Below are 26,509 nucleotides of genomic sequence, written 5' to 3'. Positions count from 1 at the left end.
ACCCGAATAGTTCAAAAAATAGCGCGGGGTGGAGCAGCCCGGTAGCTCGTCAGGCTCATAACCTGAAGGCCGCAGGTTCAAATCCTGCCCCCGCAACCAAAATATCAAAAAAACCCGTCGCATCAGCGGCGGGTTTTGTCGTTTAAGGGCCCTGTGCAACCAAAACGCAAGCTCTAAACAGTCAAGATCTGCACGCGGTTCACCCGGTTTAATTCAGAGATTCAGTCATTTATTCATTGTGCAACGATTTTCGTTTTGACGAACACATCATAGCGCGTGCTTTTGCCTAAGATCTGATGCGATGGTTTGCGTAGGCCCGGCATCGGTTCGGCTCTTAAAGGCCATTTCAGAACGACGCGATTCTCTGCCACTTCCAATGCGATTTGCATCAGCTTTTCTGAATCGGGGTCCGTGCCGACGATCTCCCGGATTTGTCGCATTTCTTTTTTGACCAGTGCCGAATTGCCGCGTGGGGGATGCATCGGGTCGACCAGCACCACTTTCGGCTTCAATTCGGGTAAGAGCAGGCAAGAATCGCCATGCAATAATGTCATCCGCGCGATTGTCTGCGCATATCTGCCGCCCTCGGAATGCGCACGGGCGAGAGCGTCACTCAGCAAATCATACATTTTCTTTGAGCGCTCAATCAGCGTTACAGTCGCGCCAAGGGATGCAAGCAGAAAGGCATCACGGCCAAGGCCAGCTGTCGCGTCCACAATATCGGGCGTGACGCCGCGCGAGAAGCCTACCGCTTTTGCAAGCGCCTGATCGCGTCCTTCGCCGGACCGGAACCTATGGCCGACTGCGCCGCCTACAAAATCAATGATGAGCTCTGATGGTTCCGCCTTTTGCGTCATGCTTGATCTCAGAATGGGCAGGGGATGGAAAATTTTACGTTATGCCCATCCGGATGCCGGAAGGCCAGTTGCTCAGCATGAAGCATTAAACGTGCGGATGCGCTCAATGCGGCGCCCTCAGCATAAAACGCATCGCCAAGGATGACGTGTCCTATCGCCTTCATGTGAACACGCAGCTGGTGCGATCGACCCGTTAACGGAGACAATTGTAGCCGCGTTGTGTGTTTGCCGCGCTCTAAAACTTGCCAGCGCGTTTGTGCGGGTTTGCCGTTCTCATGGTCTACGCGATGACGCGGCTTGTTCTCATGGTCGATTGCCAGAGGCAAGTCGATCAGGCCGCTATCGCCTTCCACGTGCCCCCATACTTCTGCGATATAAGATTTCTGGGTTGTGCGGGTTTCAAACTGCGCTGCAACAGCTGCATGTGCTTTGCGATTGAGCGACATCAAAACCAGTCCCGACGTATCCTTGTCCAGACGGTTGATCATGAGAGCATTCGGAAATTGCTTTTGCACACGTGTGGCAAGACTGTCCGACAAGGCCGGATGTCGTCCGGCTACGGATAACAGCCCGCTTGGTTTATCAAGCACCAGAATGTCCTCATCACGATGAATGATGGATATATAAGGCTCTAATGGCGGGTTATAAATAGGATCGTCGGACGATGGAACACGCATAAGACCATCTAGAGCATTTCTGGATGGAGTTGAATCATTAAAATCGCAACAGCCGATGTTTGTTCGGTTCGATGTTCAAATAAATGGTACACTATCCGGTTATTCGATATTTAACCAATTGCTAAAATATCTTATGTCTTTGGGCTTGATCTATATTCTTTGGCTCAAAAAATGGGATGACGGATGTCCTCGAAGACCACTCTGAACGCGAAACACCTTCAGGCGCTTGGTGTGGAGCGTCTGGCTGCACTTCTGATAGAGATCAGCACTGGCAATGCCAATCACAAGCGCCGGCTTCGGATGGAACTGGCGGGTCATTCAAGCGGCGTCGAGCTTGCTCGGGAGGTTCGAAAGCGGCTGGGCAGCATTGCGCGCGCAAAGAGCTGGATAGATTGGAAGAAGGTTAAGCCCTTTTGTGCGGACCTTGAAAATCAACGCAGGACTATCGTTGAAAAAATTGCCCCGCATGATCCTGAAGAGGGGTTTGAACTTATATGGCAGTTCCTTTCGCTCGCAGATTCGATTTTCGAACGCTCGGGTGATGGCAGCGGCACGCTCATCGAGCGTTTTCACGCTGCAAGTGATGATGCCGGTCATATAGCGATGCTGGCCGGTATTCCTAAGGATCGTCTGGTTGAGAAAGTTTTCAATGCGCTTCAGGATAACGGCTATGGTCAGTTTGATCGACTGATTGATTCCATGCGTCCTGCGCTTGGTGATATGGGCTTAAGACAGCTGCAGACGGACGTTGAGGCATGGGCTGCTGAGCCGGAGCCTATACGATCTGTGCACTATAAGCAGATCATTGGATGGAGCAGCACTGGTCCGATTTACGAAGACCGGCTTCATGCGGACGACAAGTCGATGACCGCTCAGTTTGTACTCCAGCAAATTGCAGATGCGCTCGGTGATGTGGATCTTTTTATTGCGCAATATCCTGCGCACACGCATATCATTCCGCGCATTTCGACTGAAATCGCTCAAAGACTGCTTGCGGCAGGGCGCGCTGAAGAAGCCCTGAGGGCGCTTGATAAGGCGGAGTTCGACGGTCACAGGGACGTCTTGCCAGAGTGGCAGGCGACGCGTGCCGATGTTCTGGAAGCGCTTGGACACAGCGAAGACGCGCAGCAATTTCGCTGGCAATGCTTTGAACAGACGCTCAACGATGTGCTTTTACGTGAGTTTTTGCGACGTCTGCCTGATTTCGATGATATGGAAGCGGAAGACAAGGCGTTTGCTTTTATTGCAGATTACCCTGATGCCAATCGTGCGCTGCTTTTCTTTCTTCAATATCCCGCTTTGAGCGAAGCAGACAGGCTTGTTGTAAAGCGTGCTTCCGAGCTGGATGGCAATAATTATGAACTCTTGTCGCAAGCGGCAGAAAAGCTGGCGGATAGATATCCGCTTGCTGCGACGCTTGCACTTCGTGCAATGATTGATTTTACACTCACATATGCCCGCTCCAGCCGCTACAAACATGCAGCACGACATGTGATGGAGTGCAGTGCTATGGATCGCAATATTGCGGACTACGGCTCTGTCGTTCAGCATAGTGTTTATCTCGACAATCTCCGCAAGCAACACGGCAAGAAGCAGAGATTCTGGGATTTGATAAGTTGAGCGTTGTTGTTGCTGAAACGGTGGATATTTTAGTGCCAACCAAGGATGAAACCGTGCTGAGCCAGTTGCAAGAAGAGCTGCAGCGCCTGCGGCTTGAATTGGAAATCAAAGATCAGTTCATCAATGCGCAGGCACAGACGCTTGCGCATTTCAAAAAAATTTATGGACAGTCTTCCATTGTCGCTCAGATCGGTATCTGGGAATGCACTTTGCCGGATGAAGAATTGACCTGGTCCGACTATGCCTATGACATTTTCGAGTTGCCTCGCGGTGCAGTGCTTTCACGCGCTGATACGCTGGCGTGTTATACGGAAGCGTCAAGGGCGGAGCTGCAAAAGCGCCGATCAGACGCAATCGCGCAGCGTAGCGGTTTTACATTCGAAGCTGAGATAACCACTTTTCGCGGTAACAAACGCTGGATACGCATCACTGCGTCGATTGAATGCCAGGGAGATGTGCCCGTTCGAATTTTCGGGATGAAACAAGATATCACAGATCAGAAGGCGTTGTTTGATCGGATTATATATCTTGCCGAGTATGATCAAATGTCTGGTCTGGCCAATAAAAGCCAGTTTCATGTAAAGCTGTCTTCGACGCTGGATGCTGCCAGCAATGACAAGATACCCGGTTTTCTTATGTTGATCGACCTTGACGGGTTTAAAAACATAAATGACAGGTTTGGCCATCTTGCAGGCGATGAATGTATAAGAGAAATGGGCAATCGCCTTCGGGATTTGAATGATCCCGGCAGTCGTATTTTCAGGATCGGTGGAGATGAGTTTGCCATCATCACATCGGGTTCTTATGATCAGCAAGCAACAGAGACTTTTGCTCAAGCCATTATTGATCGTCTGTGTGAACCCGTCGATTTCAATGGCCGCTCGTTAGTGCTTGGTGCATCCGTTGGGATTGCGCCGATATCGGGTTATTCTGCATCGGATGTTTTCAGCAATGCAGATGCGGCGCTTTACGCTGCGAAGAATGGCGGAAAGGCGACTTTTCGCAGCTTTCAGTCACGCATGGATAAGCAGGAAAGCTGAGACGAGTTCCGGATCGGTTTGTTGTTACGTATTGCTCTACGCAAAGATGCTTTGCACTTTTTATCAATGCTCAAGTCAGAATTTCAGGTGATGGTGTTAGCAAAAAGGCCGGGAAATCCCGGCCTCTTTTTTTTTACTTCTTGTTCTGGCGGTTTTCGATCAGATCGTTCACCACACCCGGATCGGCAAGGGTCGATGTATCCCCCAGCGCACTGAATTCGTCTTCGGCGATCTTGCGCAGAATGCGGCGCATGATCTTGCCTGAACGGGTCTTTGGCAGGCCGGGAGAGAACTGAATCTTGTCCGGCGTGGCAATCGGACCGATTTCCTTGCGCACATGTAGCGTCAGCTCTTTGCGCAGAGCATCGGCATCTTGTGTTTCTGCACCACTCATCAGTGTGACATAGCAATAAATGCCCTGTCCTTTGATTGGATGCGGGTAGCCGACAACGGCAGCTTCCGAAACCGAGTGATGCGAAACGAGGGCCGATTCGATTTCCGCCGTGCCAAGGCGATGGCCGGAAATGTTGAGTACGTCATCGACGCGGCCTGTGATCCAGTAATAGCCGTCATCGTCGCGGCGGCAGCCATCACCCGTGAAATACTTGCCCTTATAAGTGGAGAAGTAAGCCTCGATGAAGCGCTTGTGGTCACCATAAAGCGTGCGCATCTGGCCCGGCCAGCTATCGATGATGCAGAGATTGCCATCGGTTGCGCCTTCAATCACAGCGCCTTCGTTGTCCACAAGCTGCGGCTTGACGCCAAAGAATGGACGGGTTGCCGAACCGGGCTTGAGATCGGTTGCCCCAGGAAGCGGGGTGATGAGGATGCCGCCCGTTTCCGTCTGCCACCATGTGTCAACGATTGGTGATTGCTGGTCACCCACGACGTTATAATACCATTCCCAGGCTTCGGGATTGATCGGCTCGCCCACTGAGCCGAGAAGGCGCAGTGTTGAACGTGATGAACGGGTGACGAATTCGTCGCCAGCGCCCATCAGCGCACGGATCGCGGTTGGTGCGGTGTAGAAAATGTTGACGTGATGCTTGTCGATGACTTCCCAGAAACGTCCCTGATCGGGGAAGTTTGGCACACCTTCAAACATCAGCGTGGTTGCGCCATTCGCAAGCGGCCCATAAACGATATAGGAATGGCCTGTGACCCAGCCCACATCCGCTGTGCACCAGTAGATATCGCCATCATGATAGTCGAAGACATATTGATGGGTCATCGAAGCGTAGACGAGATAGCCGCCGGTGGTGTGCAAGACACCCTTTGGCTTGCCGGTGGAGCCGGACGTATAGAGGATGAACAGCGGATCTTCCGCATTCATAGGTTCTGGATCGCAGGTCGGTTCGACGCTTGCGACTTCCTGATGATACCACAGATCGCGGCCTGGTCCCCAGCTGACCTTGCCGCCGGTACGACGCACAGTCAGAACCTTGTTGACCATGACATATTGCTTGGCGGCAATGTCGATGGCGGTGTCGGTGTTTTCCTTGAGTGGAACCGGCTTGCCGCCGCGCACGCCTTCATCTGCCGTGATGATGAACGTGGATTCACAATCGACGATACGACCGGCGAGCGCCTCCGGTGAGAAACCGGCAAAGACGACGGAATGCACCGCACCAATACGGGCGCAGGCGAGCATCGCATAGGTGGCTTCCGGGATCATCGGCAGATAGATGGTGACACGGTCACCTTTTTTCACGCCATGCTTTTTGAGCACATTGGCGAGACGGCAGACATTTTCGTAGAGTTCAAGATAGGTGATTTTCTTGTCGATATACGGATTGTCACCTTCCCAGATGATCGCAACCTTATCGCCACGGCTTTTGAGGTGGCGGTCTATACAGTTGTAGGAAACGTTGGTGACGCCATCCTCATACCACTTGATCGATACGTCGCCGTTGAAATCCGTATTCTTGACTTTGGTGAAGGGCTTGAACCAGTCAATCCGTCGGCCGTGCTTGGCCCAGAAACCATCCGGGTCGGTCACGCTCTCATTGTACCATTCGAGATATTTCTCGTTGTCGATGAGCGTATTCTTCTTTGCCCCCGGCAGTACAGGGTAAAGCTTTTCCGACATATCTTCCTCCTTGAGCGCCTCCCGTTGATGACAAACTATGGAAGCGCTATATTTTTGCTTTACGCATTTCCGGACGCAAAAACGGTTCCCACTTTTGCTGGAAATGCTTTAACTGTCCAGCGATCCTCCCGCCGAAATCAATAGCCCGCATGAGGGCGAAGCTATCGCCAGACTCATCTACAATCTGTCTGGCTCAACGTAAATTAGACATTGGGATCGACTATGGTCCACAGTGACGCAGCACAAAAAATTGAAAAACATGGCAGTACTCACCTTGATGTGTTTCTAACATATTGTTTTTACTATTTAAAAACTATATTTTGCTATTCTAAATATTGCCGGAGCCACGGGATATTTATAATCGGCTCCCTAAAAAAGGGGAAATCGCCATGACGACAACCGCTTTTACTTCAAAGTCTGCCTTTGAATTGCAGCTTGCCGGTTACGGTCTGACGACGGCAAAAATCTTTTATCATATGCCGGATCATCCGCATCTTTTGCAGCTCTATGTCTGGCAAGACTATGATCTGGCGCCAGACTTTCCAGTGCTTCACGGCTTTATTGAATTCTGGAAGGAAAAGATCGACGGACCGTTGCATTCGGTCGTTTACGCGCATAACCGTTTGCTTGGTCCGTCGGATTGGCATCCTTTAAAAGGCGAGATGCTGCTTCATTGAAAAAACAATCAGGCGGGCGGGGAATAGCTGCGTCCGCCAAAGATTGCCGACCCCACACGCACTGAAGTCGCACCGAAGCCGATGGCGGTTTCATAATCGCCTGACATGCCCATGGAGAGCTTTTCGACCTGAGCTTCACGCGCAAGTTTTTCCAAAAGCGCAAAATGCGGCCCCGGATTTTCATCTGCAGGCGGGATGCACATCAGGCCTTCGATTGAAAGGCCATGTTCCTTGCGGCAGCGTTCAACAAAAGCGACAGCCTCTTTTGGCGGGATACCAGCCTTCTGCTCTTCAAGGCCGGTATTGACCTGCACGTAAAGCTTTGGACTCTTGCCTTGTTTTTTAATCTCACTGGCAAGGGCTGCCGCAATCTTTTCGCGGTCGACGGTTTCAATCACATCGAACAGCTTGACTGCATCGGCTGCTTTGTTGGATTGCAGTGGTCCGATCAGGTGCAGCTCAATACCGGAATAGGCTTCGCGAAGTGCTGGCCATTTGCCTTGCGCTTCCTGAACGCGGTTTTCACCGAAGACCCGCTGACCGAGATCAAGCGCCGGACGTATTTCATCTGCATCGAATGTTTTCGACACAGCCACGAGCGTCACTGACCCTTTATCACGACGGGCTTCCTCCTCGGCGCGCGCAATGGATGCCTTGACGTTGTTCAGGTTTGCACCAATATCTGACATGAAACTCTCGCTTTCAGGCTTTTCGTCCGCAAAAACTTGACGCTTTCGCCAATACGTGGTGAAGGTCGCCATTAATGACGACTCTCCTTATTGCATCATCTTCGTACGAGTAAATACGCTCATGGCAGCCGAACGTTATAATCCGCGCGTGGCGGAAGCTCATTGGCAGAAAATCTGGGAAGAAAACCAGACTTTCGAAACCGACAATAGCGATCCCCGCGAGAAGTACTACGTGCTCGAAATGTTCCCTTATCCATCGGGGCGCATTCATATGGGCCATGTGCGCAACTATGCGATGGGTGACGTGGTCGCGCGTTATAAGCGCGCCAAGGGGTTCAACGTGCTTCACCCAATGGGCTGGGACGCGTTTGGCATGCCTGCGGAAAATGCGGCGATGCAGAACAAGGTGCATCCGAAGGAATGGACCTATCAGAATATCGCAACCATGAAGCGTCAGCTCAAATCCATGGGACTGTCGCTCGACTGGACCCGTGAATTTGCGACCTGCGATGTCGAATATTACCATCGTCAGCAGATGCTGTTCATCGATCTGTTTGAAAAAGGTCTGGTGACGCGCAAGACGTCCAAGGTCAACTGGGATCCGGTTGACAACACCGTGCTTGCCAATGAGCAGGTTGTGGATGGTCGTGGCTGGCGTTCCGGTGCGCTGGTAGAACAGCGCGAGCTGACGCAGTGGTTCTTCAAGATCACCGATTTCAGCGAAGATCTGCTGGCTGGTCTTGATACGCTTGACCAGTGGCCGGAAAAAGTCCGCGTCATGCAGAAGAACTGGATCGGCAAGTCGGAAGGCCTGCAGGTTCGCTTCGCGCTGGATAGCAAGACTGCGCCGTCCGGTTTCTCGGAAGTGGAAGTTTACACCACCCGCCCGGATACGCTGTTTGGTGCATCCTTTGTGGCGATTGCTGCCGATCATCCGCTGGCCAAAAAGCTCGCGGAAACCAATGCCAATCTGGCTGAGTTTGCAGATGAATGCCGACGCACGGGCACCTCTGTTGCAGCGCTTGAAACCGCTGAAAAGAAGGGCTTCGACACTGGCATCAAGGTTAAGCACCCGTTTGACGAGAATTGGGAACTGCCGGTTTACGTCGCAAACTTCGTGCTGATGGACTATGGAACGGGTGCGATTTTCGGCTGCCCCGGCCATGATCAGCGCGATCTGGATTTCGCCAACAAATATGGTTTGAAGGTGACGCCTGTCGTTCTGCCAAAGGGCGAAGATGCGGCGAGTTTTGTTATCGGCGACACGGCTTATACCGATGATGGCGTGATGGTGAATTCACGCTTCCTCGACGGTATGACGCCGGAAGCAGCGTTTAACGAAGTGGCGGAACGTCTGGAAAAGACCGAGTTCGATGGCCGCCCACAGGCTGAACGCAAAGTTCAGTTCCGTCTGCGCGATTGGGGTATTTCGCGCCAGCGTTACTGGGGTTGCCCGATCCCGATGATCCATTGCGAAAGCTGTGGCGTTAATCCGGTGCCGCGCGCCGATTTGCCGGTCAAGCTGCCGGATGATGTTGAGTTCGATCGTCCGGGCAATCCGCTCGATCGTCATGCAACATGGCGTCATGTGAAGTGCCCGAAATGCGGTGGCGAAGCCCGTCGTGAGACCGACACGATGGATACGTTTGTTGATTCGTCCTGGTATTACACGCGCTTTACAGCCCCTTGGGAAAATGAGCCGACCGACCGCGCAATTGCCGATCACTGGTTGCCGGTTGATCAGTATATTGGCGGTGTTGAGCATGCGATTTTGCATCTGCTTTATTCGCGCTTTTTCACCCGCGCCATGAAAGTGGCGGGTCATGTTGGCATTGAAGAGCCATTCAAGGGTCTGTTCACGCAGGGCATGGTTGTGCATGAAACCTACAAGGCCAATGGTCAGTGGGTTGCACCGGCCGATATTCGTATTGAAGAATCAGACGGTAAACGCACGGCCACCATGCTCGACAGCGGTGCTCCGGTTGAAATCGGTTCGATCGAAAAAATGTCGAAGTCGAAGAAGAATGTGGTCGATCCCGACGACATTATCTCGTCTTATGGTGCCGATACTGCGCGGTGGTTCATGCTGTCCGACAGTCCGCCGGAACGCGACGTTATCTGGACGGAAGCGGGTGCCGAAGGTGCGCATCGTTTTGTGCAGCGCGTCTGGCGTCTGGTTTCGGAAGCCGCTGTCGGCTTGAAGGATGTGGCACCCAAGGCAGGCACGCAGGGTGATGCAATTGCCGTATCCAAGGCTGCTCACAAGGCCGTTCAGGCCGTCGGTGACGACATTGAAAAACTCGCCTTCAACCGCGCTGTTGCCCGTCTTTATGAATTGGTCAATGCGCTTGCAGCACCATTGCAGCAGGTTGCAGCCGGTAAAGCGGACGATGAGCTGAAGGCGGCAGTGCGTGAAGCAACTGAAATGCTGATCATGATGCTCGCCCCAATGATGCCGCATCTGGCCGAACAGTGCGCCATAGAGCTTGGTGGCAAGATTGCTGGTCGGGAAACGCTGGTTGCCCGTGCACCTTGGCCGCAGTTCGATGCCGCTTTGATCGTGGAAAACGAGATCGTTATGCCGGTTCAGATCAACGGTAAGAAGCGTGGGGATTTGACAATCGCGCGCGACGCTGATCAAGCTACAATCCAGCAGGCGGTGCTCGAACTTGATTTTGTCAAGGCCGCGCTCGAAGGGGGCTCGCCGAAGAAGATCATCGTGGTGCCACAAAGGATCGTCAATGTCGTTGCCTGATCGCTTGATTTCCGCTTTTCAGAATCTCCGTGTGGCGATTGTGGCCATCGGAGCCGTAGTTCTTCTTGCTGGCTGTACGGTGCAGCCGCTCTATTCGGGCGGTGGCAGTGCAGGCAGTACGATTGGCGGCAGTGTGACGCCGGATATGCGCGCGAAGCTCGCATCGATTTCGGTCGATCCTGAAAACAGCATTTACGGTGTTCAGGTTCGTAATCGGCTGATCTTCCTGCTTTCCGGCGGTGCTGGTGAGCCTGCCAATCCGAACTACAAGCTGCGTCTGGGCTTAAGCAAATCGGTTACATCTTTCGTGAGTGTCGATGTTGGTGATCGAACGGACCGCACGGGCCGTCCTTCGGCTGGTACGGTCAATGCGACTTCGAATTTCGTTTTGTTCGATAAGGATGGCAAACCGCTGAAATCCGGCACCCGCACGGTCGGCGCCTCGTTTGACCGTCCGCGTCAGGAATTCGCCAATCTGCGTGCTGAACGCGATGCGACCAAGCGTGCGGCGGAAGAACTGGCCGAGCAGATTTATCTGGCGATCGCCATGCAGATGTCGAAGCTCTGAGGTGTTCAGCTTGATCGAGTTTGAAAAGGCGGCGCATTCTGTGCCGCTTTTTTGTTGAGACAAACAAAAACGGCGGATCAATGATCCGCCGTTTTTACATTCTAGTCAGCGTGCTGATTAAGCGATTTTCTGGCCGGTCTTCGCCCAGTCGGCGAGGAAAGCTTCAAGGCCCTTGTCGGTCAGTGGGTGCTTGACGAGTGCCTTGAGCGTTGCCGGAGGCGCGGTAACGACGTCGGCGCCGATAAGGGCTGCTTCCTTGACGTGGTTTACGGTGCGAACCGAAGCAGCGAGAATTTCAGTGCGGAAATCGTAGTTGTCGAAGATGGTACGGATTTCAGCAATCAGTTCCATGCCGTTGATGCCGGTGTCGTCAAGACGACCGATGAATGGCGATACGAAGGTCGCGCCAGCTTTTGCTGCGAGCAGAGCCTGATTGGCTGAGAAGCAGAGCGTTACGTTGGTCTTGTGACCATCGGATGTCAGTGCCTTACAAGCCTTGAGGCCGTCGAGCGTCAATGGCAGCTTGATGCAGATATTGTCTGCAATTTTGGCAATGACGGCAGCTTCCTTCATGATCTGCTCATATTCGGTCGCAGCAACTTCAGCCGAAACCGGACCCTTGACGAAAGAGCAGATTTCCTTGGTGACTTCGATGATGTCGCGGCCGGATTTGAGGATCAGCGAAGGATTGGTGGTCACACCATCAACCAGACCAAGGTCATTGAGTTCGCGGATTTCCTTGACGTCCGCAGTGTCGACGAAAAACTTCATAACAGAATTCCTCCATAATGGGCGCGGGTTAGGGGATTTAAATTGATTTAAATCCAGCAAGGTGGCTTTTCTTTAGCGCAAAGCCGCGCCAAGGTCACGCAATCATGTCGAAAGATTCGCACGATATTTTAAACCTTTTTGCACAGCCCACCCGAAGCGTGGTGCCTGTACTCGTACCTATGCCCGCTGAGCGTCCATATTCTTATATGGTGCCGGAAGGAATGCAGGTCCAGCCCGGCTCCATCGTGCGTGTGCCTTTGGGGCCGCGTGAGGTTGCGGGCATTGTTTGTGATGGCGCGACCGATGCGGTTGATGCCAAAAAGCTGCGTGCAATTTCGGAAGTTTTCGATTGCCCACCCGTGGATGCGCATATGTTGCGCTTCATGCGCTGGGCTGCGGATTATACGCTTTCGCCGCCCGGAATGGTGGCGCGTATGGTGCTTCGTGCGCCCGCAGCCTTTGATCCAGAGCCCAAAGTGCCGGGCGTTCGCTATTGTGGTCATGCGCCGGAACGCATGACGGATGCCCGTGCCCGGGTGATGGAACTGGCACGCGATGGCTTGGCATGGACGCGCTCCGGGCTGGCCCATGCAGCCGGTGTTTCGCTGAGCGTTGTGGACGGTTTGAAAATGCAGGGCGTGTTTGAGGACGTGATGCTTCCGCCGCCTGCGGTCGTTGCGACACCTGATCCTGATTATGCGCGGGCCACTCTGTCAGAGGACCAACAGGCTGCTGCAGAAATGCTGGCGGAATCGGTTGAAGAAAACGCTTTTTCGGTCTCACTGCTCGATGGTGTGACCGGTTCGGGCAAGACGGAAGTCTATTTCGAAGCCGTGGCAAAAGCGTTGGAGATGGGCAGGCAGGTGCTGATTCTGCTGCCGGAAATCGCGCTGACACAGCAGTTTCTCGACCGGTTCCATGATCGGTTTGGTTCAAAGCCTGCCGAATGGCATTCCGATCTGGCACCACGCACACGGGAACGCGTCTGGCGGCAGGTTGCTGAAGGGACGGTGCGTGTTGTTGCGGGTGCGCGCTCGGCTTTGTTTTTGCCGTTCAAAGAGCTTGGGCTGATTGTGGTCGATGAAGAGCACGATCCGGCTTACAAGCAGGAAGATCGCGTTTTCTATAATGCACGCGATATGGCTGTCGTGCGTGGCCATATTGGCGGCTTTCCGGTGATATTGGCATCGGCGACACCTTCTATCGAAAGTCAGGTGAATGCCGATCAGGGGCGCTATAAGCGAATCAAGCTCTATGGCCGCTATGCGGAAGCGGCACTTCCGACACTCAAGACCATTGATATGCGGCGCTCTCCGCCGCCGCCGGGACGGTTTTTGTCGCCAGCCTTGACTGAGGCTGTGGGGAAAACGGTGGAGCGCGGCGAGCAGGCACTGCTGTTTCTCAACAGGCGCGGCTATGCACCGCTGACGCTTTGCCGGGTGTGCGGTCATCGCTTTCAGTGTCCGCAATGTTCAAGCTGGCTGGTCGAGCACCGCTTTCGCGGACAGTTGATGTGCCATCAATGCGGCTATCATGAGCCGGTTCCGGAAGCCTGCCCGGAATGCGGCACGCTGGATCATCTGGTTGCATGTGGACCGGGTGTTGAACGCATTGCCGAGGAAGTGGCTGCAACCTTCCCGGATGCGCGAATCATTGTTCTTTCGTCGGATATGGCGGGTGGTGTGAAGCGTCTTCGGCTAGAACTGGATGCGATTGCCAAGGGCGAGGCGGATATCGTCATCGGCACGCAGCTCGTGGCCAAGGGGCATAATTTCCCCAATATGACGCTGGTGGGCGTGGTGGATGCCGATCTTGGCCTTGCCAATGGCGATCCGCGTGCAGCCGAACGCACTTTCCAGTTGCTCAATCAGGTGACAGGCCGTGCAGGGCGAACAGGTCGCAAAAGTCTTGGTCTGCTTCAGACCTATCAGCCTGATCATCCGGTGATGCGCGCTATCGTCAGCGGTGATTCGGACGCATTTTATGCGCGTGAAATCGAAGAGCGTGAACGCAGTGCCCTGCCGCCCTTTGGGAGGCTTGCGGCGCTGATTATTTCTGCCGATAACCGGCCTGATGCCGAAAATCATGCGCGCGCGCTTCGTCGTGCAGCACCGCATTCTCAAGAGGTTTCGGTGCTTGGACCGGCGGAAGCGCCGCTTGCACTGGTGCGCGGCAGACATCGGTTCCGCATCCTTGTTCACGGGACAAAAAGGGCGGATATTCAAGGGTTTATTCGGGCATTGCTGGCCGCAGCTCCCAAAGAACGCGGGTCTGTCCGCGTGCAGGTGGATATTGATCCGCAAAGCTTTTTGTAAAAACCGGGGCTATGGAAACCCGTTGGGTTTTTCGCTATAGGGCTGGAAACGAAGAGGTTGAAACGCAATGGAATTCTATCTTCCCGCGACAACGGGCGAATGGCTCGCATGGAGTGCTGCGGTCGTCACGGCTTTGGCAGGCATTGTTATGCTGTTTGCGCCCGGCATCACGATGAAGCTGCTCAGGCTTCAGCCGATCAATGCGCGCCCGGAAGCCTATAGCTCCATTCGTGCGGTTCTGGCGGGCCCCTATCTGGGAATAGGGCTTGGTTGTCTTATTTTTGCACAGCCATTTTTATGGGTTGTGCTGGGGGCCGTGTGGGGATTTGCGCTGTTCGGCCGCTTCATTTCGATGATGTCGGATAAAGGCGGCAGTTTCTATAATATCATTGCCGCTGTCATCGAATTTGCGCTGGCTGCTGGGGCCTTGCTCTATGCTTTCGGCCTTGTGAGATGAAGTCGGATTGCTGCGCTAAAGTGCTCTGCGCTGTATGAGCGGGCATGCCTCGTGCTTTTCTGAGCTAAAACTGCGGCAAAACTTACACAAAACTGCGGGATTCGCGTGTTGCGAGTCCGGTTCGTCTATGCTAGACGGCAATCACATTTCGGTGTTGTCGCGCTCGCGCGTCAGGGGTTCCCCGGAAACATTCAATAAAATCATCTGCTTGGGCCAATCGGTCCTGCTGAACTCCCAAAAAGATGGTTTCAACGTAGAGAGCAGGTTGTTCGTGGCAGAAACGTCTTCGCTCATTTCAGGTGTCGCACAGCGCTACGCCGGATCGTTATTTGAGCTCGCGCTCGATGCGAATTCCGTTGCTGCTGTGGAAAAAGATCTTGGCCGTTTCGAGGCGCTTCTGAGCGGAAGCGAAGACCTGAAGCGTCTGATTTCCAGCCCGGTCTTCAATGCTGAAGACCAGCTTCACGCCATCGGCGCGATTGCTGACAAGGCTGGCATCAAGGGTCTGGTCGGCAATTTCCTGCGCGTCGTGGCGTCCAATCGTCGCCTGTTTACGCTGCCGGGCATCATCGCCGCTTTCCGTGAGATTGCAGCCGAACATCGCGGTGAAGTTTCCGCAGATGTTATTTCTGCACATGAGCTGACCACAGCTCAGCAGAACGAATTGAAGGCAACGCTGAAGGGCGTGGCCGGCAAGGACGTGACGATCAATGTCACCGTCGATCCGTCGATCCTCGGCGGTCTTATCGTCAAAATGGGTTCGCGTCAGATCGACACGTCCCTTCGCACTAAACTTTCTTCTCTCAAGCTTGCACTGAAAGAGGTCGGCTGATGGACATCCGCGCCGCGGAAATTTCCGCTATCCTGAAAGAGCAAATCAAGAACTTCGGCAAGGAGGCTGAGGTCTCCGAAGTCGGTCAGGTTCTGTCCGTCGGCGACGGTATCGCCCGCGTTTACGGTCTGGACAATGTTCAGGCTGGCGAAATGGTCGAATTCCCCGGTGGTATTCGCGGCATGGCGCTTAACCTTGAAACCGACAATGTCGGTGTGGTTATTTTCGGTGCCGACCGTGACATCAAGGAAGGCGACGTCGTCAAGCGTACCGGCGCGATCGTTGACGTTCCAGTCGGTCCGGGCCTGCTCGGCCGCGTTGTCGATGCTCTCGGCAATCCAATCGACGGCAAGGGCCCAATTGTTGCTACTGAGCGTCGCCGCGTCGACGTCAAGGCACCGGGCATCATCCCGCGCAAGTCGGTTCATGAGCCAATGTCGACCGGTCTCAAGGCTGTTGATGCTCTGATCCCTGTTGGTCGTGGTCAGCGCGAGCTGGTCATTGGTGACCGTCAGACCGGCAAGACCGCAATCATTCTTGATACCTTCCTGAACCAGAAGCCAATCCACGACAACGGCCCTGACAAAGAAAAGCTTTATTGCGTTTACGTTGCTATCGGCCAGAAGCGTTCGACTGTTGCTCAGTTCGTTAAGGTTCTCGAAGAACGCGGCGCTCTTGAATATTCTGTCGTGATCGCGGCTACCGCTTCCGATCCGGCTCCGATGCAGTACCTTGCACCATTCGCAGGCTGCGCGATCGGTGAATATTTCCGTGACAATGGCCAGCATGCTCTGATCGGCTATGACGATCTGTCCAAGCAGGCCGTTGCTTATCGTCAGATGTCGCTTCTGCTTCGTCGTCCTCCGGGCCGTGAAGCTTACCCAGGCGACGTTTTCTATCTGCATTCGCGTCTTCTTGAACGCGCTGCAAAGCTCAACGACGAAAACGGCGCTGGTTCGCTGACGGCTCTGCCAGTCATCGAAACGCAGGGTAACGACGTTTCCGCGTTTATTCCGACCAACGTGATCTCGATCACCGACGGCCAGATCTTCCTCGAAACCAACCTGTTCTATCAGGGTATCCGTCCGGCTGTTAACGTCGGTCTGTCGGTTTCGCGCGTTGGTTCGTCCGCTCAGATCAAGGCCATGAAGCAGGTTGCCGGTTCGATTAAGGGTGAACTCGCCCAGTATCGTGAAATGGCAGCGTTTGCTCAGTTCGGTTCGGATCTTGATGCTTCGACACAGCGTTTGCTTAACCGCGGTGCACGCCTGACAGAACTTCTCAAGCAGCCACAGTTCTCCCCGCTCAAGACGGAAGAACAGGTTGCCGTGATTTACGCTGGTGTGAATGGCTATCTCGATAAGATTGCCGTTGACCAGGTTGGCAAGTTTGAAGCAGGTCTTCTTTCTTCGCTGCGCACCGAGCACAAAGATGTTCTCGATGCGATCCGCGACGAAAAGGCACTCACCGACAACATCAAAGCAAATCTCAAGGCAGCGGTTGACGCGTTCGCCAAGTCTTTTGCTTGAATTTTGTGACGGGATGAACGGATGCCTTCACTAAAGGATCTGAGAAACCGTATCGCCTCGGTCAAGGCGACGCAGAAAATCACCAAGGCGATGCAGATGGTCGCCGCGGCGAAGCTGCGCCGTGCCCAGGAAGCTGCGGAGGCCGCACGGCCTTACTCGCAGCGCATGGGTGCCGTCCTCGCTAATATCGCGCAGAACGTGAGCGGCGAAGACGCACCGGCACTGATGGCGGGTACGGGTAAGGACGACGTGCATCTGCTCGTCGTCGCGACTGCAGAACGCGGCCTTTGCGGCGGTTTCAACTCGCAGATCGCACGTCTGGCGCGCGATCATGCTCGTAAGCTCCTCGCTGAAGGCAAGACGGTTAAGATCATCACTGTTGGTAAAAAGGGCGCAGATATTCTGCGTCGTGAATTCGCCTCGCTGATCATCGACCATGTCAATTTGCGCGAAGTCAAGCAACTCGCTTTCGTTCACGCCGATCAGATCGGCCAGAAAGTGATCGAGCTGTTTGAAAAGGGCGAGTTTGACGTCTGCACGCTGTTCTATTCCGAGTTCAAGTCGGTGATCGCACAGATTCCGACCGCGCAGCAGATTATTCCGGCTTCGGCTGGAAGTGCTGAGCAGGCGGATACGGCTGGCGGTGCGGTTTATGAGTACGAACCTGATCCTGCGGCGATCCTGAGCACGCTGATCCCACGCAATATTTCGGTCCAGATTTTCCGCGCTCTGCTGGAAAATGTGGCGGGCGAAATGGGCGCGAAGATGAGCGCAATGGATAATGCGACGCGCAATGCCGGTGACATGATCAACAAGTTGTCGATCACGTATAACCGTCAGCGTCAGGCTCAGATCACCAAGGAACTGATCGAAATCATTTCGGGCGCGGAAGCGCTTTAGAGTTAAGGTTCATCGCATGATATTCCCCGAAAAGTCTGCAACTTTTCGGGATCATGCTAACGGAAGGTAAAGGATCGATGGCAAAAGCAGCGACCCCGAAAACTACCGCCGCGGCCGAAGCGAAGCCAGCAGCGGCAAAAGCTCCAGCCAAGAAGGCTCCGGCAAAGACAGCCGCTGCCAAGTCTGAAGCAGCTCCAAAGGCTGCAAAGGCCGGCGCAGTAGGCAAGATCACTCAGGTTATCGGCGCTGTTGTCGACGTACAGTTCGAAGACGGTCAGCTCCCGCTGATTCTTAACGCTCTGGAAACCGACAACCTCGGCAGCCGTCTGGTTCTTGAAGTTGCACAGCATCTGGGCGAAAACACTGTTCGCACCATCGCTATGGACTCGACCGAAGGTCTGGTCCGCGGTCATGAAGTGCGCGACACGGGCAACCCGATCATGGTTCCGGTTGGCGAAGAAACGCTCGGCCGCATCATGAACGTTATCGGTGAGCCAGTTGACGAAGCCGGTCCGATCAAGACCACTGCGCGTCGTGCGATCCACCAGGAAGCGCCAGCATATATCGAACAGTCGACCGAAGCTGAAATCCTCGTAACGGGCATCAAGGTTGTTGACCTTCTCGCGCCTTACGCAAAGGGTGGTAAGATTGGTCTGTTCGGCGGTGCGGGCGTTGGCAAGACCGTTCTCATCATGGAACTGATCAACAACGTTGCTAAGGCGCACGGCGGTTACTCGGTATTCGCAGGCGTTGGTGAACGTACCCGTGAAGGTAACGACCTTTACCACGAAATGATCGAATCGGGCGTGAACAAGCTCGGTGGCGGTGAAGGCTCCAAGGCCGCACTCGTTTACGGTCAGATGAACGAGCCTCCGGGTGCGCGTGCACGCGTTGCTCTGTCGGGTCTGACGGTTGCTGAAAACTTCCGTGACAAGGGCCAGGACGTTCTGTTCTTCGTGGACAACATCTTCCGCTTCACGCAGGCTGGTTCGGAACTTTCGGCACTTCTGGGCCGTATTCCATCCGCTGTGGGTTATCAGCCAACGCTGGCAACCGACATGGGCCAGATGCAGGAACGCATCACCACGACGACCAAGGGTTCGATTACCTCGGTTCAGGCTATTTACGTTCCTGCCGACGACTTGACCGACCCTGCACCAGCAACCTCGTTCGCCCACCTGGATGCGACCACAACGCTGAACCGTTCGATCGCTGAAAAGGGTATTTACCCGGCTGTGGATCCTCTGGAATCAACGTCGCGTATGCTCGATCCAATGATCGTTGGTGAAGAGCATTATGCAGTTGCCCGTCAGGTTCAGGCAATCCTGCAGCGTTACAAGGCTCTTCAGGACATCATCGCCATCCTCGGCATGGACGAACTGTCGGAAGAAGACAAGCTGACCGTTGCGCGCGCTCGTAAGATCGAACGCTTCCTGTCGCAGCCGTTCTTCGTTGCTGAAGTGTTCACCGGTTCGCCAGGTAAGCTCGTTGCGCTCGAAGACACCATCAAGGGCTTTAAGGGTCTTTGCGCCGGTGAATACGATCATCTTCCAGAACCAGCCTTCTACATGGTTGGCTCGATTGAAGAAGCGATCGAAAAGGCAAAGAAGCTGGCTGCTGAAGCCGCTTAATGAATTGAGTTTTCGGCGGGCTTGTTGGTCCGCCGAAAATGCCTGTTCATTTGTTTGAGTGTGATCATTGACCGAAACGGATTTTTTCGGGATCAGGCTCCAGAAATTTAAGTGAGAACCATGGCTCAAGCTTTCCAATTCGAACTCGTGTCGCCAGAACGCCTCCTGCTTTCGGCTGAGGTGACGGAAGTCGTCATTCCGGGCAGCGAAGGCTACCTGACGGCTCTTGCAGGACATTCGCCGCTGATGACGACGATCATGCCGGGTGTCGTTTCGGTGAAGCAGAGCGACGGCAAATCTGATTCTTATGTGGTTTTTGGCGGCTTTGCCGACATTACGCCGCAGGGCTGCACAGTTCTGGCCGAATCGGCAATCCATGTTGATGACATCGATTCTGCTGATATTCAGAAGCGTATTGACCTTGCGCGCAAGCATATCGAAGATGCCGCGACGAACGAACATCGCACGAAGGCAGAAGTTTTTCTGCATCAGCTGATGACGCTTCAGGGGCAGGTGCTTCCGGCCTGAAAAGGTCAGGCTACGGCTTCCCATTAAGACAGAATTTGAAAGAGCGGGTTTTGGCCCGCTTTTTTTTATTTGAAACATACTTTTACCGACCCATACATGGGGCTGGCTGGACCATGTTTTATGTCCATCACGCTTGCGTGAGAATCAAAAGACCGCTTGAAAATATTGAGTTGCCAATTTATCCCATCAATAATTGTTAGCTCGCTAATATAAGGTAGTCGTTATGAACAGAGCGGATCTCAGTGCAGACATGATTGATGCGATGACCAAGGTTAATCGCAGACTTCGTACTGTGTTTGATGCTCGCGTAAAGGAACGCGGCCTTACACTGGCACGCGCACGCACGTTGTTGACGCTGATAGAACAGGAAGGTCTCTATCAGAAGGAACTGGCAGAGGTTCTTGAGATTGAAAACGCAACCATGGTTCGTCTGATTGATGGGCTGGAGCGGCAGGCCTTTGTTGAACGGCGGGCCGTCGATGGTGATCGTCGGGCGAAGCGGATTGTGATGACGGAACAAGGCAAGCGTCTTGCCGAAGAGGTGGTCAAGCTTGCTGGTGACGTGCGCGCCGATTTGCTCGAAGGCGTCAGCGATGAAGAGTTGAGCACTGCGCTCAACGTGATGCGCAAGATGTCGGATTCGATGAACAATGCGCATTAGAGCGCGTGTCGATCTGATTGGACCAGATCAACGCTCTCATGCTTTGCTTTAACCAGCATTTTTGTCCGAAAACCGTTTCACACTTTTCGGGATGCGCGAGTACGATTGCACGACGCTCAAGGCGCGAGTGTGCGCAAATATTCCATCAGTTTGCTGGCCGTATCGCTTGCCCGTTCAGGTTCGCGGGAAATAATCGCTTCGATCAGTTCCGCATGGGCCTTGGCAGAGCCGGTTATCCCGGTTGAAGGCCGCAGTCTGAACCAGAACCTGCGGCTATGGGTTTGCAGCGGCGCTGCAACACGCGCAGCATAATGATTGCCGGCGGCGCTGCCCAGCACGATATCAAATGCCTTGTCAGCATCCAGAAACAGCGACACGTCTTCTGATGGTACGGCCTGACGCATCGCATCGGCGGCAGCTTTCAGCCGCTCATAATCGCGTGCGCTGCCAAAGCGTGCAGCATCACGTGCCAGCACCCGCTCGACGCCTTCGCGCGCATCCAGAACTTTACCGAAATCTTTCGGATCAATCTGTGCAATCGCGATGCCGGAGCGTGGCCGAACTTCAACCAGTCCCTCCCATGCCAGCCGCTGGATGGCTTCACGGATCGGAGTGCGCCCCATATTCGTCATTTCAATCAGCGTGCGCTCGTTAACGATCGAGCCGGGCTCCAGTTCCAGTGTAACGATCAGGCGTTCCAGCACGCGATAAGCCTGTTCAGCAAGGCTTTCGTTACCCCAGCTGTCGATCAGAGCTGTGCTGCTTTTCATGTTTTTCTCGCTGACACTTGCATGTTCCATGCAGATCTAAGCCTTGTACCGATGGGAATTGACACAAATTAATCCTATAGATATATCTCTGATATATCAACAATTGACGCTGTGACATCGCACACTAAGCAGAACGCCACGCTTGCGCGATGATCATCGATAGCGAGCTTTTGACATGGAGTCATTCCAAAAAATGGTTAGACGATCCATGTGAGCGCTATGAAAATGCATCACAGGTGTCAGCTTAGATGAATACTGGTTGGGAGCCGTGCATTTATGAACTCTGATTCGAAGCGGCGGTATGATATTGTCATCATCGGTGGCGGCATTGTTGGCGTGGCAACGGCTGCCCTGCTGGCCGAGGCTGGTCGCGATGTTCTGGTGATTGACCGAAGCGGCATTTGCGAGGAAACGAGTTCCGGCAATGCGGCAGCGCTGGCCTTTTCTGATATTCTGCCGATGGCCTCCAAAGGCGTTATGGGCAAGGTTCCGGGTTGGTTGATGGACCCGCTTGGACCATTCACGATCCGCGCGTCTTATTTTCCAAAAATGATCCCATGGCTTTATCGCTTCTGGCGGGCGAGCAGCGCGCAGGCGCTGGAAAAAACGACCGTTGCGCAGGGCAATATGATGCAACTTGCGCAAAGCGAGATGCTGGGATTGATTGATAGGGCAGGCTTGCGGGACCGTTTGCAGGAAGCTGGCAATCTGGAGCTTTATGAAAGCGAAGGCGAGCTTGCTGCGTCCCAGGCGGGCTGGGATGCAAAGGCAAAGGCCGGGATTGCCTATGAGCATGTGCGCGGCGAGCGCTTGAAAGCGTTGCAGCCGGGGCTTGATCCGCGCTTTGTCGCAGGCACCTTTGTTCCGGGCTGGAAGAATGTCAGTGATCCCAAGCTTTTCGGTCAGGCGATCTGGGCCTATGCCGAAACAAAGGGTGCGCGTTTTCTCAAAGCTTCTGTGGCAAGCGCGCAGGCTGAAAATGGGGGCGCGGTTGTGCGCCTCGACAATGCGATGCAGATTGATGCCACGCATCTCGTTCTGATGGCCGGTGCATGGTCGAAAGACCTCGCAAAAGGTTTTGGCGATCTGGTGCCGCTCGATACGGAGCGCGGCTATAATACGACATTGCCGGTTGGTAGCTTCGATGTGAAGCGGCAACTGACCTTCCCTGGACATGGTTTTGTTATCAGCCCGATGGCAACGGGGCTACGGGTCGGTGGGGCCGTCGAGTTCGGTGGCCTTGATCTGCCGCCCAATTACGCGCGCTCTGCCGCCATGCTCAAAAAAGCTGCGATGTTTTTGCCGGGCTTGAAGACCGAAGGCGGGCGGCAATGGATGGGCTATCGTCCGTCCATGCCCGATTCTATGCCGGTTATCGGCCGCGCATCAGCAGGCGGGAATATTTACTATGGCTTTGGCCACGGACATTTGGGACTTACACAATCGGCGGCGACAGGACGTATCATATGTGATTTGATCACCGGCACTGCGCCAGCAATCGATATAGAACCTTTCAAGCCACAACGTTTTCGGAACTGACCATCATGGCAAGACATTCCTTTTTCTGCGTCGACGGACATACATGCGGCAATCCAGTGCGTCTGGTTGCGGGCGGCGGCCCCAACCTCGTTGGTGCCAACATGATGGAAAAGCGCGCACATTTCTTGCGCGAGTATGATTGGATCCGCACGGGCCTCATGTTTGAGCCGCGCGGCCACGACATGATGTCCGGCTCAATCCTTTACCCGCCAACACGCGCCGATTGCGATGTCGCGGTGCTCTTCATTGAAACATCGGGCTGCCTGCCGATGTGTGGTCATGGCACGATTGGCACGGTTACTATGGCGATTGAGCAGGGGCTGGTGACGCCAAAGACGCCGGGTAAGCTCAATCTTGAAACACCGGCAGGTCTGGTTGCAATCGAATATGAGCAAAACGGACAATATGTCGACCGTGTGCGTCTGACCAATGTTCCGGCCTTCCTTTATGCAGAAGGTCTTGAAGTGGAATGTCCGGACCTTGGGCCGATCAAGGTCGATGTTGCCTATGGTGGAAATTTCTATGCGATTGTCGAGGCACAAGAAAATTATACCGACATGAAAGATTATTCCGCGTTGCAGCTTATTGCGTGGAGCCCGGTGCTGCGCGAACGCCTGAATGAGAAATATAAGTTCCAGCACCCTGAATTGCCCGACATCAATCGTCTGACCCATATTTTGTGGACAGGCAAGCCGACTCAGCCGGAAGCCCATGCCCGCAATGCCGTTTTCTACGGGGAGAAGGCCATTGACCGTTCCCCTTGCGGTACAGGCACTTCCGCGCGCATGGCACAGCTTGCGGCCAAGGGAAAGCTGAAGCCGGGCGACGATTTCGTGCACGAATCCATTATCGGATCGCTGTTTCATGGGCGAGTTGAGCGTGCTGTGGAGGTGGCTGGAAAGCAGGGAATCATCCCTTCAATCGCCGGTTGGGCACGCATGACAGGCTATAATACGATCTTCATTGATGATCGTGATCCCTTCGCACACGGATTCACGGTTGCGTAAAACCGGTACGGCAGGCAAAAATAGGGAGAAACTCCCTATTTTTTGTCTGAGACGTCTCGGGAAAAATGTGGAATACTGGCCTCTTAATAGGAGAAAAATATATATACAGGGTACTTCATAGGGGACATAACTAGTTTGTGGAGGAAGTAAGTCATTAGTCTTTTGTCTGAGACAAAAGGGGCTTGCAATCCTTAATACAGCCGTTAGGTGTAATTATCCGGGAATAAAACGAAGCCGCACGAAATAATGATGCGGCAATAATACCGGGTAGAGTTAAATGGGTGGCTTCTCGATGGAATATTTCTTCCAGCAAGTGATCAACGGGCTTGCGCTCGGATCGATTTATGGCCTGATCGCCATCGGTTACACGATGGTCTACGGCATTATCGGCATGATCAACTTTGCTCACGGCGATGTGTTTATGCTCGGCGCTTTCATGGCGCTGATTGTTTTTCTGATCATCACAACGTTCATAGGTGCGCTGCCAATAGCGCTCATGTTGCTTTTGATGATGGTCGTTGCAATGGTTCTGACAGGGCTCTGGAGCTGGACGATTGAGCGGGCGGCTTACCGGCCTCTGCGTGGGTCGTTTCGACTGGCGCCGCTGATCACAGCGATCGGTATGTCAATTGCATTGTCCAACTTTGTTCAGGTGACACAAGGGCCGCGCAACAAGCCGGTTCCGCAGTTGCTGAACGGCTCATACAGCCTCTTTGGAACCGATGTGACTGTCTCGCTCAAGCAGATCGTGGTTATCGTGGTGACCGCGGTGTTGTTGACGATTTTCTGGTATATCGTCAATCGGACCTCTCTGGGGCGTGCGCAGCGTGCGTGTGAGCAGGACCGCAAGATGGCAGCGTTGCTTGGCATCAATGTTGACCGGGTGATCTCACTGACCTTTGTCATGGGTGCCATGCTGGCGGCTGTTGCGGGTACGCTTTATCTCTCCTTCTACGGCGTTATTTCCTTTGCTGACGGGTTTATCCCCGGCGTCAAGGCTTTCACCGCGGCGGTTCTGGGCGGGATTGGGTCGTTGCCGGGTGCGGTGGTTGGCGGTCTGCTGATCGGTCTCATTGAAGCGCTTTGGTCCGCATATTTCTCGATCGATTACAAGGATGTTGCCGCGTTTTCGATCCTTGCCATCGTCCTCATCTTCATGCCGTCCGGCATTCTTGGCCGACCTGAAGTCGAAAAGGTGTAATCATGGCCGTACAAACAGGTTCACGCCCGGATTCCCTTTTTGTCCGGGCCATTCGTGAAGGGTTCATTGCCGGTATTCTGGCGTTTGGGCTTTTCGTTCTCATTGTCGGTTTCAAAACCGACCAGAACATCAGCAATGAGCTGGTACTGACGGAGCGCTGGGGCGCACTTGCAACGCTTGTTGCAATCGCGGCTGTGGGACGTTTTGCCTTTATCGCATTCCTGCAGCCCTGGCTTCAGGCACGCAAGTTTGAAAAGGCCAGCCGCGCTTCGGTTGCAGCGGAAGCGCCATCTTTCTTCCGCAGGCACTTTTCGCATTTTGGTGTTGCATTCCTCTTTGCCTATCCGATCCTGATCGTTGCTCTTGTGGGCTGGCAGGGGTCGCTGAAATGGGTCGATAATTTCGGTGTGCAGATCCTCATTTATGTGATGCTTGCATGGGGGCTTAACATCGTTGTTGGTCTCGCAGGTCTGCTTGATCTCGGCTATGTCGCTTTCTATGCAGTTGGCGCTTACTCATACGCCATTTTGTCTGCCTATTTTGGTTGGTCGTTCTGGGTTCTTCTGCCAATCGCGGGACTGTTGGCTGCGACCTGGGGTGTTATCCTGGGCTTCCCGGTTTTGCGCCTGCGCGGCGATTATCTGGCCATTGTGACGCTGGCATTTGGTGAAATCATCCGACTTGTGCTGATAAACTGGACGGACCTTACCAAAGGGACCTTCGGTATTTCGGGCATTGCCAAGGCGACGTTCTTCGGTCTGCAGTTCAATGCGGGCAAGGACGGCTTTGCCGCCTATTATGGCCTGACCTTCTCGGCAGCTCATTACAAATTCTTCCTTTACTATATCATTCTCATTTTGGCGCTCATCACGGCACTGGTGACGATCCGTCTGCGCCGCATGCCGGTTGGTCGTGCATGGGAAGCGCTGCGTGAGGATGAAATCGCCTGCCGCTCGCTCGGCATCAACACCACCACGACCAAGCTTACCGCCTTTGCGACAGGGGCTATGTTTGGTGGTTTTGCCGGTTCGTTCTTTGCGGCGCGTCAGGGGTTTGTAAGTCCTGAATCCTTTGTGTTCCTCGAATCGGCCGTTATTCTGGCTATCGTGGTTCTGGGGGGCATGGGATCGCTCGTCGGGATTGCCATTGCGGCGATTGCGATGATTGGTGGTACAGAAATCCTGCGCGAAATGGGCTTCCTGAAAGCCATTTTCGGTCCAAACTTCACCCCTGAACTCTATCGTATGCTGATCTTCGGTCTTGCCATGGTGGTTGTCATGGTCTGGAAGCCGCGCGGATTTGTTGGAAGCCGCGAACCAAGTGCATTCCTGAACGAGAAGAAGATGGTGTCGGGTGCCTTTACCAAGGAAGGGCACGGCTGATGGCGGAGACAAAA

23 protein-coding genes and 1 tRNA gene are annotated in these 26,509 nt (G+C 54.0%); 18 read left to right on the top strand and 6 right to left on the bottom strand.

The features are described from left to right. Positions 1-22 precede the first annotated feature (22 nt). Positions 23-99, top strand: a tRNA-Met gene (locus VBH83_RS10025). A gap of 134 nt (positions 100-233) precedes the next feature. Here VBH83_RS10025 and VBH83_RS10020 read toward each other — a convergent pair. After that, positions 234-857 (bottom strand): class I SAM-dependent methyltransferase, encoded by a 624-nt coding sequence (locus VBH83_RS10020; RefSeq protein ID WP_265984887.1) that lies wholly within the window; start codon positions 855-857, stop codon positions 234-236. An 8-nt stretch (positions 858-865) separates the two neighbouring features. Further along, the gene (locus VBH83_RS10015) at positions 866-1,534 is read right to left on the bottom strand and encodes a pseudouridine synthase (protein WP_396997444.1); all 669 of its coding nucleotides are present in this window, start codon (positions 1,532-1,534) and stop codon (positions 866-868) included. Positions 1,535-1,717: 183 nt separating this feature from the next. Here VBH83_RS10015 and VBH83_RS10010 point away from each other — a divergent pair, with 183 nt between their 5' ends. Together VBH83_RS10010 and VBH83_RS10005 are read left to right on the top strand one after the other, a co-directional pair. After that, positions 1,718-3,154, top strand: coding sequence for a DUF6880 family protein (locus tag VBH83_RS10010; RefSeq protein WP_265984885.1), 1,437 nt, complete (start codon positions 1,718-1,720; stop codon positions 3,152-3,154). Further along, the gene (locus tag VBH83_RS10005) at positions 3,151-4,194 is read left to right on the top strand and encodes a GGDEF domain-containing protein (RefSeq protein ID WP_265984884.1); all 1,044 of its coding nucleotides are present in this window, start codon (positions 3,151-3,153) and stop codon (positions 4,192-4,194) included. Before VBH83_RS10010 ends, VBH83_RS10005 begins: the two co-directional genes overlap by 4 nt. A 133-nt stretch (positions 4,195-4,327) precedes the next feature. Here VBH83_RS10005 and acs read toward each other — a convergent pair whose 3' ends face one another. Next, on the bottom strand, positions 4,328-6,283 hold the full coding sequence (gene acs, locus VBH83_RS10000) for an acetate--CoA ligase (RefSeq protein WP_265984883.1): 1,956 nt from the start codon (positions 6,281-6,283) through the stop codon (positions 4,328-4,330). Positions 6,284-6,672: 389 nt separating this feature from the next. Between acs and VBH83_RS09995 the strand changes: the two genes are divergently transcribed. Then, a complete protein-coding gene (locus VBH83_RS09995) occupies positions 6,673-6,960 on the top strand; it encodes an usg protein (RefSeq protein ID WP_265984882.1) in 288 nt (95 codons plus the stop codon). Between the two features lie 8 nt (positions 6,961-6,968). Here VBH83_RS09995 and VBH83_RS09990 read toward each other — a convergent pair whose 3' ends face one another. Next, complete coding sequence (locus tag VBH83_RS09990; protein ID WP_265984962.1) at positions 6,969-7,649, bottom strand: YggS family pyridoxal phosphate-dependent enzyme; 681 nt, start codon at positions 7,647-7,649, stop codon at positions 6,969-6,971. Positions 7,650-7,770: 121 nt separating this feature from the next. Here VBH83_RS09990 and leuS point away from each other — a divergent pair, with 121 nt between their 5' ends. Together leuS and lptE are read left to right on the top strand one after the other, a co-directional pair. Beyond that, positions 7,771-10,404, top strand: coding sequence for a leucine--tRNA ligase (gene leuS, locus VBH83_RS09985; protein WP_265984881.1), 2,634 nt, complete (start codon positions 7,771-7,773; stop codon positions 10,402-10,404). Then, positions 10,391-10,972, top strand: a complete 582-nt coding sequence (gene lptE / locus VBH83_RS09980) for an LPS assembly lipoprotein LptE (protein ID WP_265984880.1) — start codon at positions 10,391-10,393, stop codon at positions 10,970-10,972. Before leuS ends, lptE begins: the two co-directional genes overlap by 14 nt. 117 nt (positions 10,973-11,089) lie before the next feature. Here lptE and fsa read toward each other — a convergent pair whose 3' ends face one another. Continuing rightward, positions 11,090-11,743: a fructose-6-phosphate aldolase gene (gene fsa / locus VBH83_RS09975; protein WP_265984879.1), complete on the bottom strand. Its 654-nt coding sequence runs from the start codon at positions 11,741-11,743 to the stop codon at positions 11,090-11,092. 104 nt (positions 11,744-11,847) lie between these two features. On the opposite strand from fsa, the gene VBH83_RS09970 reads away from it, so the two are divergent. The 8 genes from VBH83_RS09970 (at position 11,848) to VBH83_RS09935 (ending at position 20,596) form a co-directional block, all read left to right on the top strand. After that, positions 11,848-14,058 carry a primosomal protein N' gene (locus VBH83_RS09970; RefSeq protein ID WP_265984878.1) on the top strand — a complete coding sequence of 737 codons (2,211 nt, stop codon included), beginning with the start codon at positions 11,848-11,850 and terminating at the stop codon, positions 14,056-14,058. Between the two features lie 67 nt (positions 14,059-14,125). Further along, positions 14,126-14,515 carry a DUF4345 family protein gene (locus tag VBH83_RS09965; protein WP_265984877.1) on the top strand — a complete coding sequence of 130 codons (390 nt, stop codon included), beginning with the start codon at positions 14,126-14,128 and terminating at the stop codon, positions 14,513-14,515. 271 nt (positions 14,516-14,786) lie between these two features. Beyond that, positions 14,787-15,347, top strand: coding sequence for a F0F1 ATP synthase subunit delta (locus tag VBH83_RS09960; RefSeq protein WP_265984876.1), 561 nt, complete (start codon positions 14,787-14,789; stop codon positions 15,345-15,347). After that, complete coding sequence (gene atpA / locus VBH83_RS09955; protein WP_265984875.1) at positions 15,347-16,876, top strand: F0F1 ATP synthase subunit alpha; 1,530 nt, start codon at positions 15,347-15,349, stop codon at positions 16,874-16,876. The genes VBH83_RS09960 and atpA overlap by 1 nt, the downstream gene beginning before the upstream one ends. Before the next feature lie 21 nt (positions 16,877-16,897). Then, positions 16,898-17,776 (top strand): F0F1 ATP synthase subunit gamma, encoded by an 879-nt coding sequence (locus VBH83_RS09950; RefSeq protein ID WP_265984874.1) that lies wholly within the window; start codon positions 16,898-16,900, stop codon positions 17,774-17,776. A 77-nt stretch (positions 17,777-17,853) separates the two neighbouring features. Then, a complete protein-coding gene (atpD, locus tag VBH83_RS09945; RefSeq protein ID WP_265984873.1) occupies positions 17,854-19,407 on the top strand; it encodes a F0F1 ATP synthase subunit beta in 1,554 nt (517 codons plus the stop codon). A 120-nt stretch (positions 19,408-19,527) separates the two neighbouring features. Further along, positions 19,528-19,935, top strand: coding sequence for a F0F1 ATP synthase subunit epsilon (locus VBH83_RS09940; RefSeq protein ID WP_265984872.1), 408 nt, complete (start codon positions 19,528-19,530; stop codon positions 19,933-19,935). A gap of 223 nt (positions 19,936-20,158) precedes the next feature. After that, complete coding sequence (locus VBH83_RS09935) at positions 20,159-20,596, top strand: MarR family winged helix-turn-helix transcriptional regulator (RefSeq protein ID WP_265984871.1); 438 nt, start codon at positions 20,159-20,161, stop codon at positions 20,594-20,596. Positions 20,597-20,712: 116 nt separating this feature from the next. On the opposite strand, the gene VBH83_RS09930 is transcribed toward VBH83_RS09935, so the two are convergent. Further along, on the bottom strand, positions 20,713-21,396 hold the full coding sequence (locus VBH83_RS09930) for a GntR family transcriptional regulator (RefSeq protein WP_396997437.1): 684 nt from the start codon (positions 21,394-21,396) through the stop codon (positions 20,713-20,715). Between the two features lie 246 nt (positions 21,397-21,642). Between VBH83_RS09930 and VBH83_RS09925 the strand changes: the two genes are divergently transcribed. From VBH83_RS09925 to livM, 4 genes are all read left to right on the top strand, one after another. Then, positions 21,643-22,905, top strand: a complete 1,263-nt coding sequence (locus tag VBH83_RS09925) for an FAD-binding oxidoreductase (protein WP_265984869.1) — start codon at positions 21,643-21,645, stop codon at positions 22,903-22,905. A 5-nt stretch (positions 22,906-22,910) separates the two neighbouring features. Beyond that, positions 22,911-23,912 (top strand): 4-hydroxyproline epimerase, encoded by a 1,002-nt coding sequence (locus VBH83_RS09920; protein ID WP_265984868.1) that lies wholly within the window; start codon positions 22,911-22,913, stop codon positions 23,910-23,912. A 292-nt stretch (positions 23,913-24,204) separates the two neighbouring features. After that, positions 24,205-25,113: a branched-chain amino acid ABC transporter permease gene (locus VBH83_RS09915; protein ID WP_265984961.1), complete on the top strand. Its 909-nt coding sequence runs from the start codon at positions 24,205-24,207 to the stop codon at positions 25,111-25,113. A 2-nt stretch (positions 25,114-25,115) separates the two neighbouring features. Beyond that, on the top strand, positions 25,116-26,495 hold the full coding sequence (livM, locus tag VBH83_RS09910) for a high-affinity branched-chain amino acid ABC transporter permease LivM (RefSeq protein WP_265984867.1): 1,380 nt from the start codon (positions 25,116-25,118) through the stop codon (positions 26,493-26,495). Positions 26,496-26,509: the final 14 nt, after the last annotated feature.

It is taken from the genome of Ochrobactrum sp. S1502_03 (assembly GCF_044435015.1).
GTDB classification, from domain to species: domain Bacteria; phylum Pseudomonadota; class Alphaproteobacteria; order Rhizobiales; family Rhizobiaceae; genus Brucella; species Brucella chromiisoli.
Note: the sequence above shows the minus strand (reverse complement) of the source record. Positions and strands in the feature narration are given on the sequence as shown.

Bases quoted from the DNA above. Each gene is read 5' to 3' on its own strand.
- VBH83_RS10020 (WP_265984887.1), bottom strand. From the start codon at position 857: ATGACGCAAAAGGCGGAACCATCAGAGCTCATCATTGATTTTGTAGGC.
- VBH83_RS10015 (WP_396997444.1), bottom strand. From the start codon at position 1,534: ATGCGTGTTCCATCGTCCGACGATCCTATTTATAACCCGCCATTAGAG.
- VBH83_RS10010 (WP_265984885.1), top strand. From the start codon at position 1,718: ATGTCCTCGAAGACCACTCTGAACGCGAAACACCTTCAGGCGCTTGGT.
- acs (WP_265984883.1), bottom strand. From the start codon at position 6,283: ATGTCGGAAAAGCTTTACCCTGTACTGCCGGGGGCAAAGAAGAATACG.
- VBH83_RS09995 (WP_265984882.1), top strand. From the start codon at position 6,673: ATGACGACAACCGCTTTTACTTCAAAGTCTGCCTTTGAATTGCAGCTT.
- VBH83_RS09990 (WP_265984962.1), bottom strand. From the start codon at position 7,649: ATGTCAGATATTGGTGCAAACCTGAACAACGTCAAGGCATCCATTGCG.
- leuS (WP_265984881.1), top strand. From the start codon at position 7,771: ATGGCAGCCGAACGTTATAATCCGCGCGTGGCGGAAGCTCATTGGCAG.
- lptE (WP_265984880.1), top strand. From the start codon at position 10,391: ATGTCGTTGCCTGATCGCTTGATTTCCGCTTTTCAGAATCTCCGTGTG.
- fsa (WP_265984879.1), bottom strand. From the start codon at position 11,743: ATGAAGTTTTTCGTCGACACTGCGGACGTCAAGGAAATCCGCGAACTC.
- VBH83_RS09970 (WP_265984878.1), top strand. From the start codon at position 11,848: ATGTCGAAAGATTCGCACGATATTTTAAACCTTTTTGCACAGCCCACC.
- VBH83_RS09965 (WP_265984877.1), top strand. From the start codon at position 14,126: ATGGAATTCTATCTTCCCGCGACAACGGGCGAATGGCTCGCATGGAGT.
- atpA (WP_265984875.1), top strand. From the start codon at position 15,347: ATGGACATCCGCGCCGCGGAAATTTCCGCTATCCTGAAAGAGCAAATC.
- VBH83_RS09950 (WP_265984874.1), top strand. From the start codon at position 16,898: ATGCCTTCACTAAAGGATCTGAGAAACCGTATCGCCTCGGTCAAGGCG.
- atpD (WP_265984873.1), top strand. From the start codon at position 17,854: ATGGCAAAAGCAGCGACCCCGAAAACTACCGCCGCGGCCGAAGCGAAG.
- VBH83_RS09940 (WP_265984872.1), top strand. From the start codon at position 19,528: ATGGCTCAAGCTTTCCAATTCGAACTCGTGTCGCCAGAACGCCTCCTG.
- VBH83_RS09935 (WP_265984871.1), top strand. From the start codon at position 20,159: ATGAACAGAGCGGATCTCAGTGCAGACATGATTGATGCGATGACCAAG.
- VBH83_RS09930 (WP_396997437.1), bottom strand. From the start codon at position 21,396: ATGGAACATGCAAGTGTCAGCGAGAAAAACATGAAAAGCAGCACAGCT.
- VBH83_RS09925 (WP_265984869.1), top strand. From the start codon at position 21,643: ATGAACTCTGATTCGAAGCGGCGGTATGATATTGTCATCATCGGTGGC.
- VBH83_RS09920 (WP_265984868.1), top strand. From the start codon at position 22,911: ATGGCAAGACATTCCTTTTTCTGCGTCGACGGACATACATGCGGCAAT.
- VBH83_RS09915 (WP_265984961.1), top strand. From the start codon at position 24,205: ATGGAATATTTCTTCCAGCAAGTGATCAACGGGCTTGCGCTCGGATCG.
- livM (WP_265984867.1), top strand. From the start codon at position 25,116: ATGGCCGTACAAACAGGTTCACGCCCGGATTCCCTTTTTGTCCGGGCC.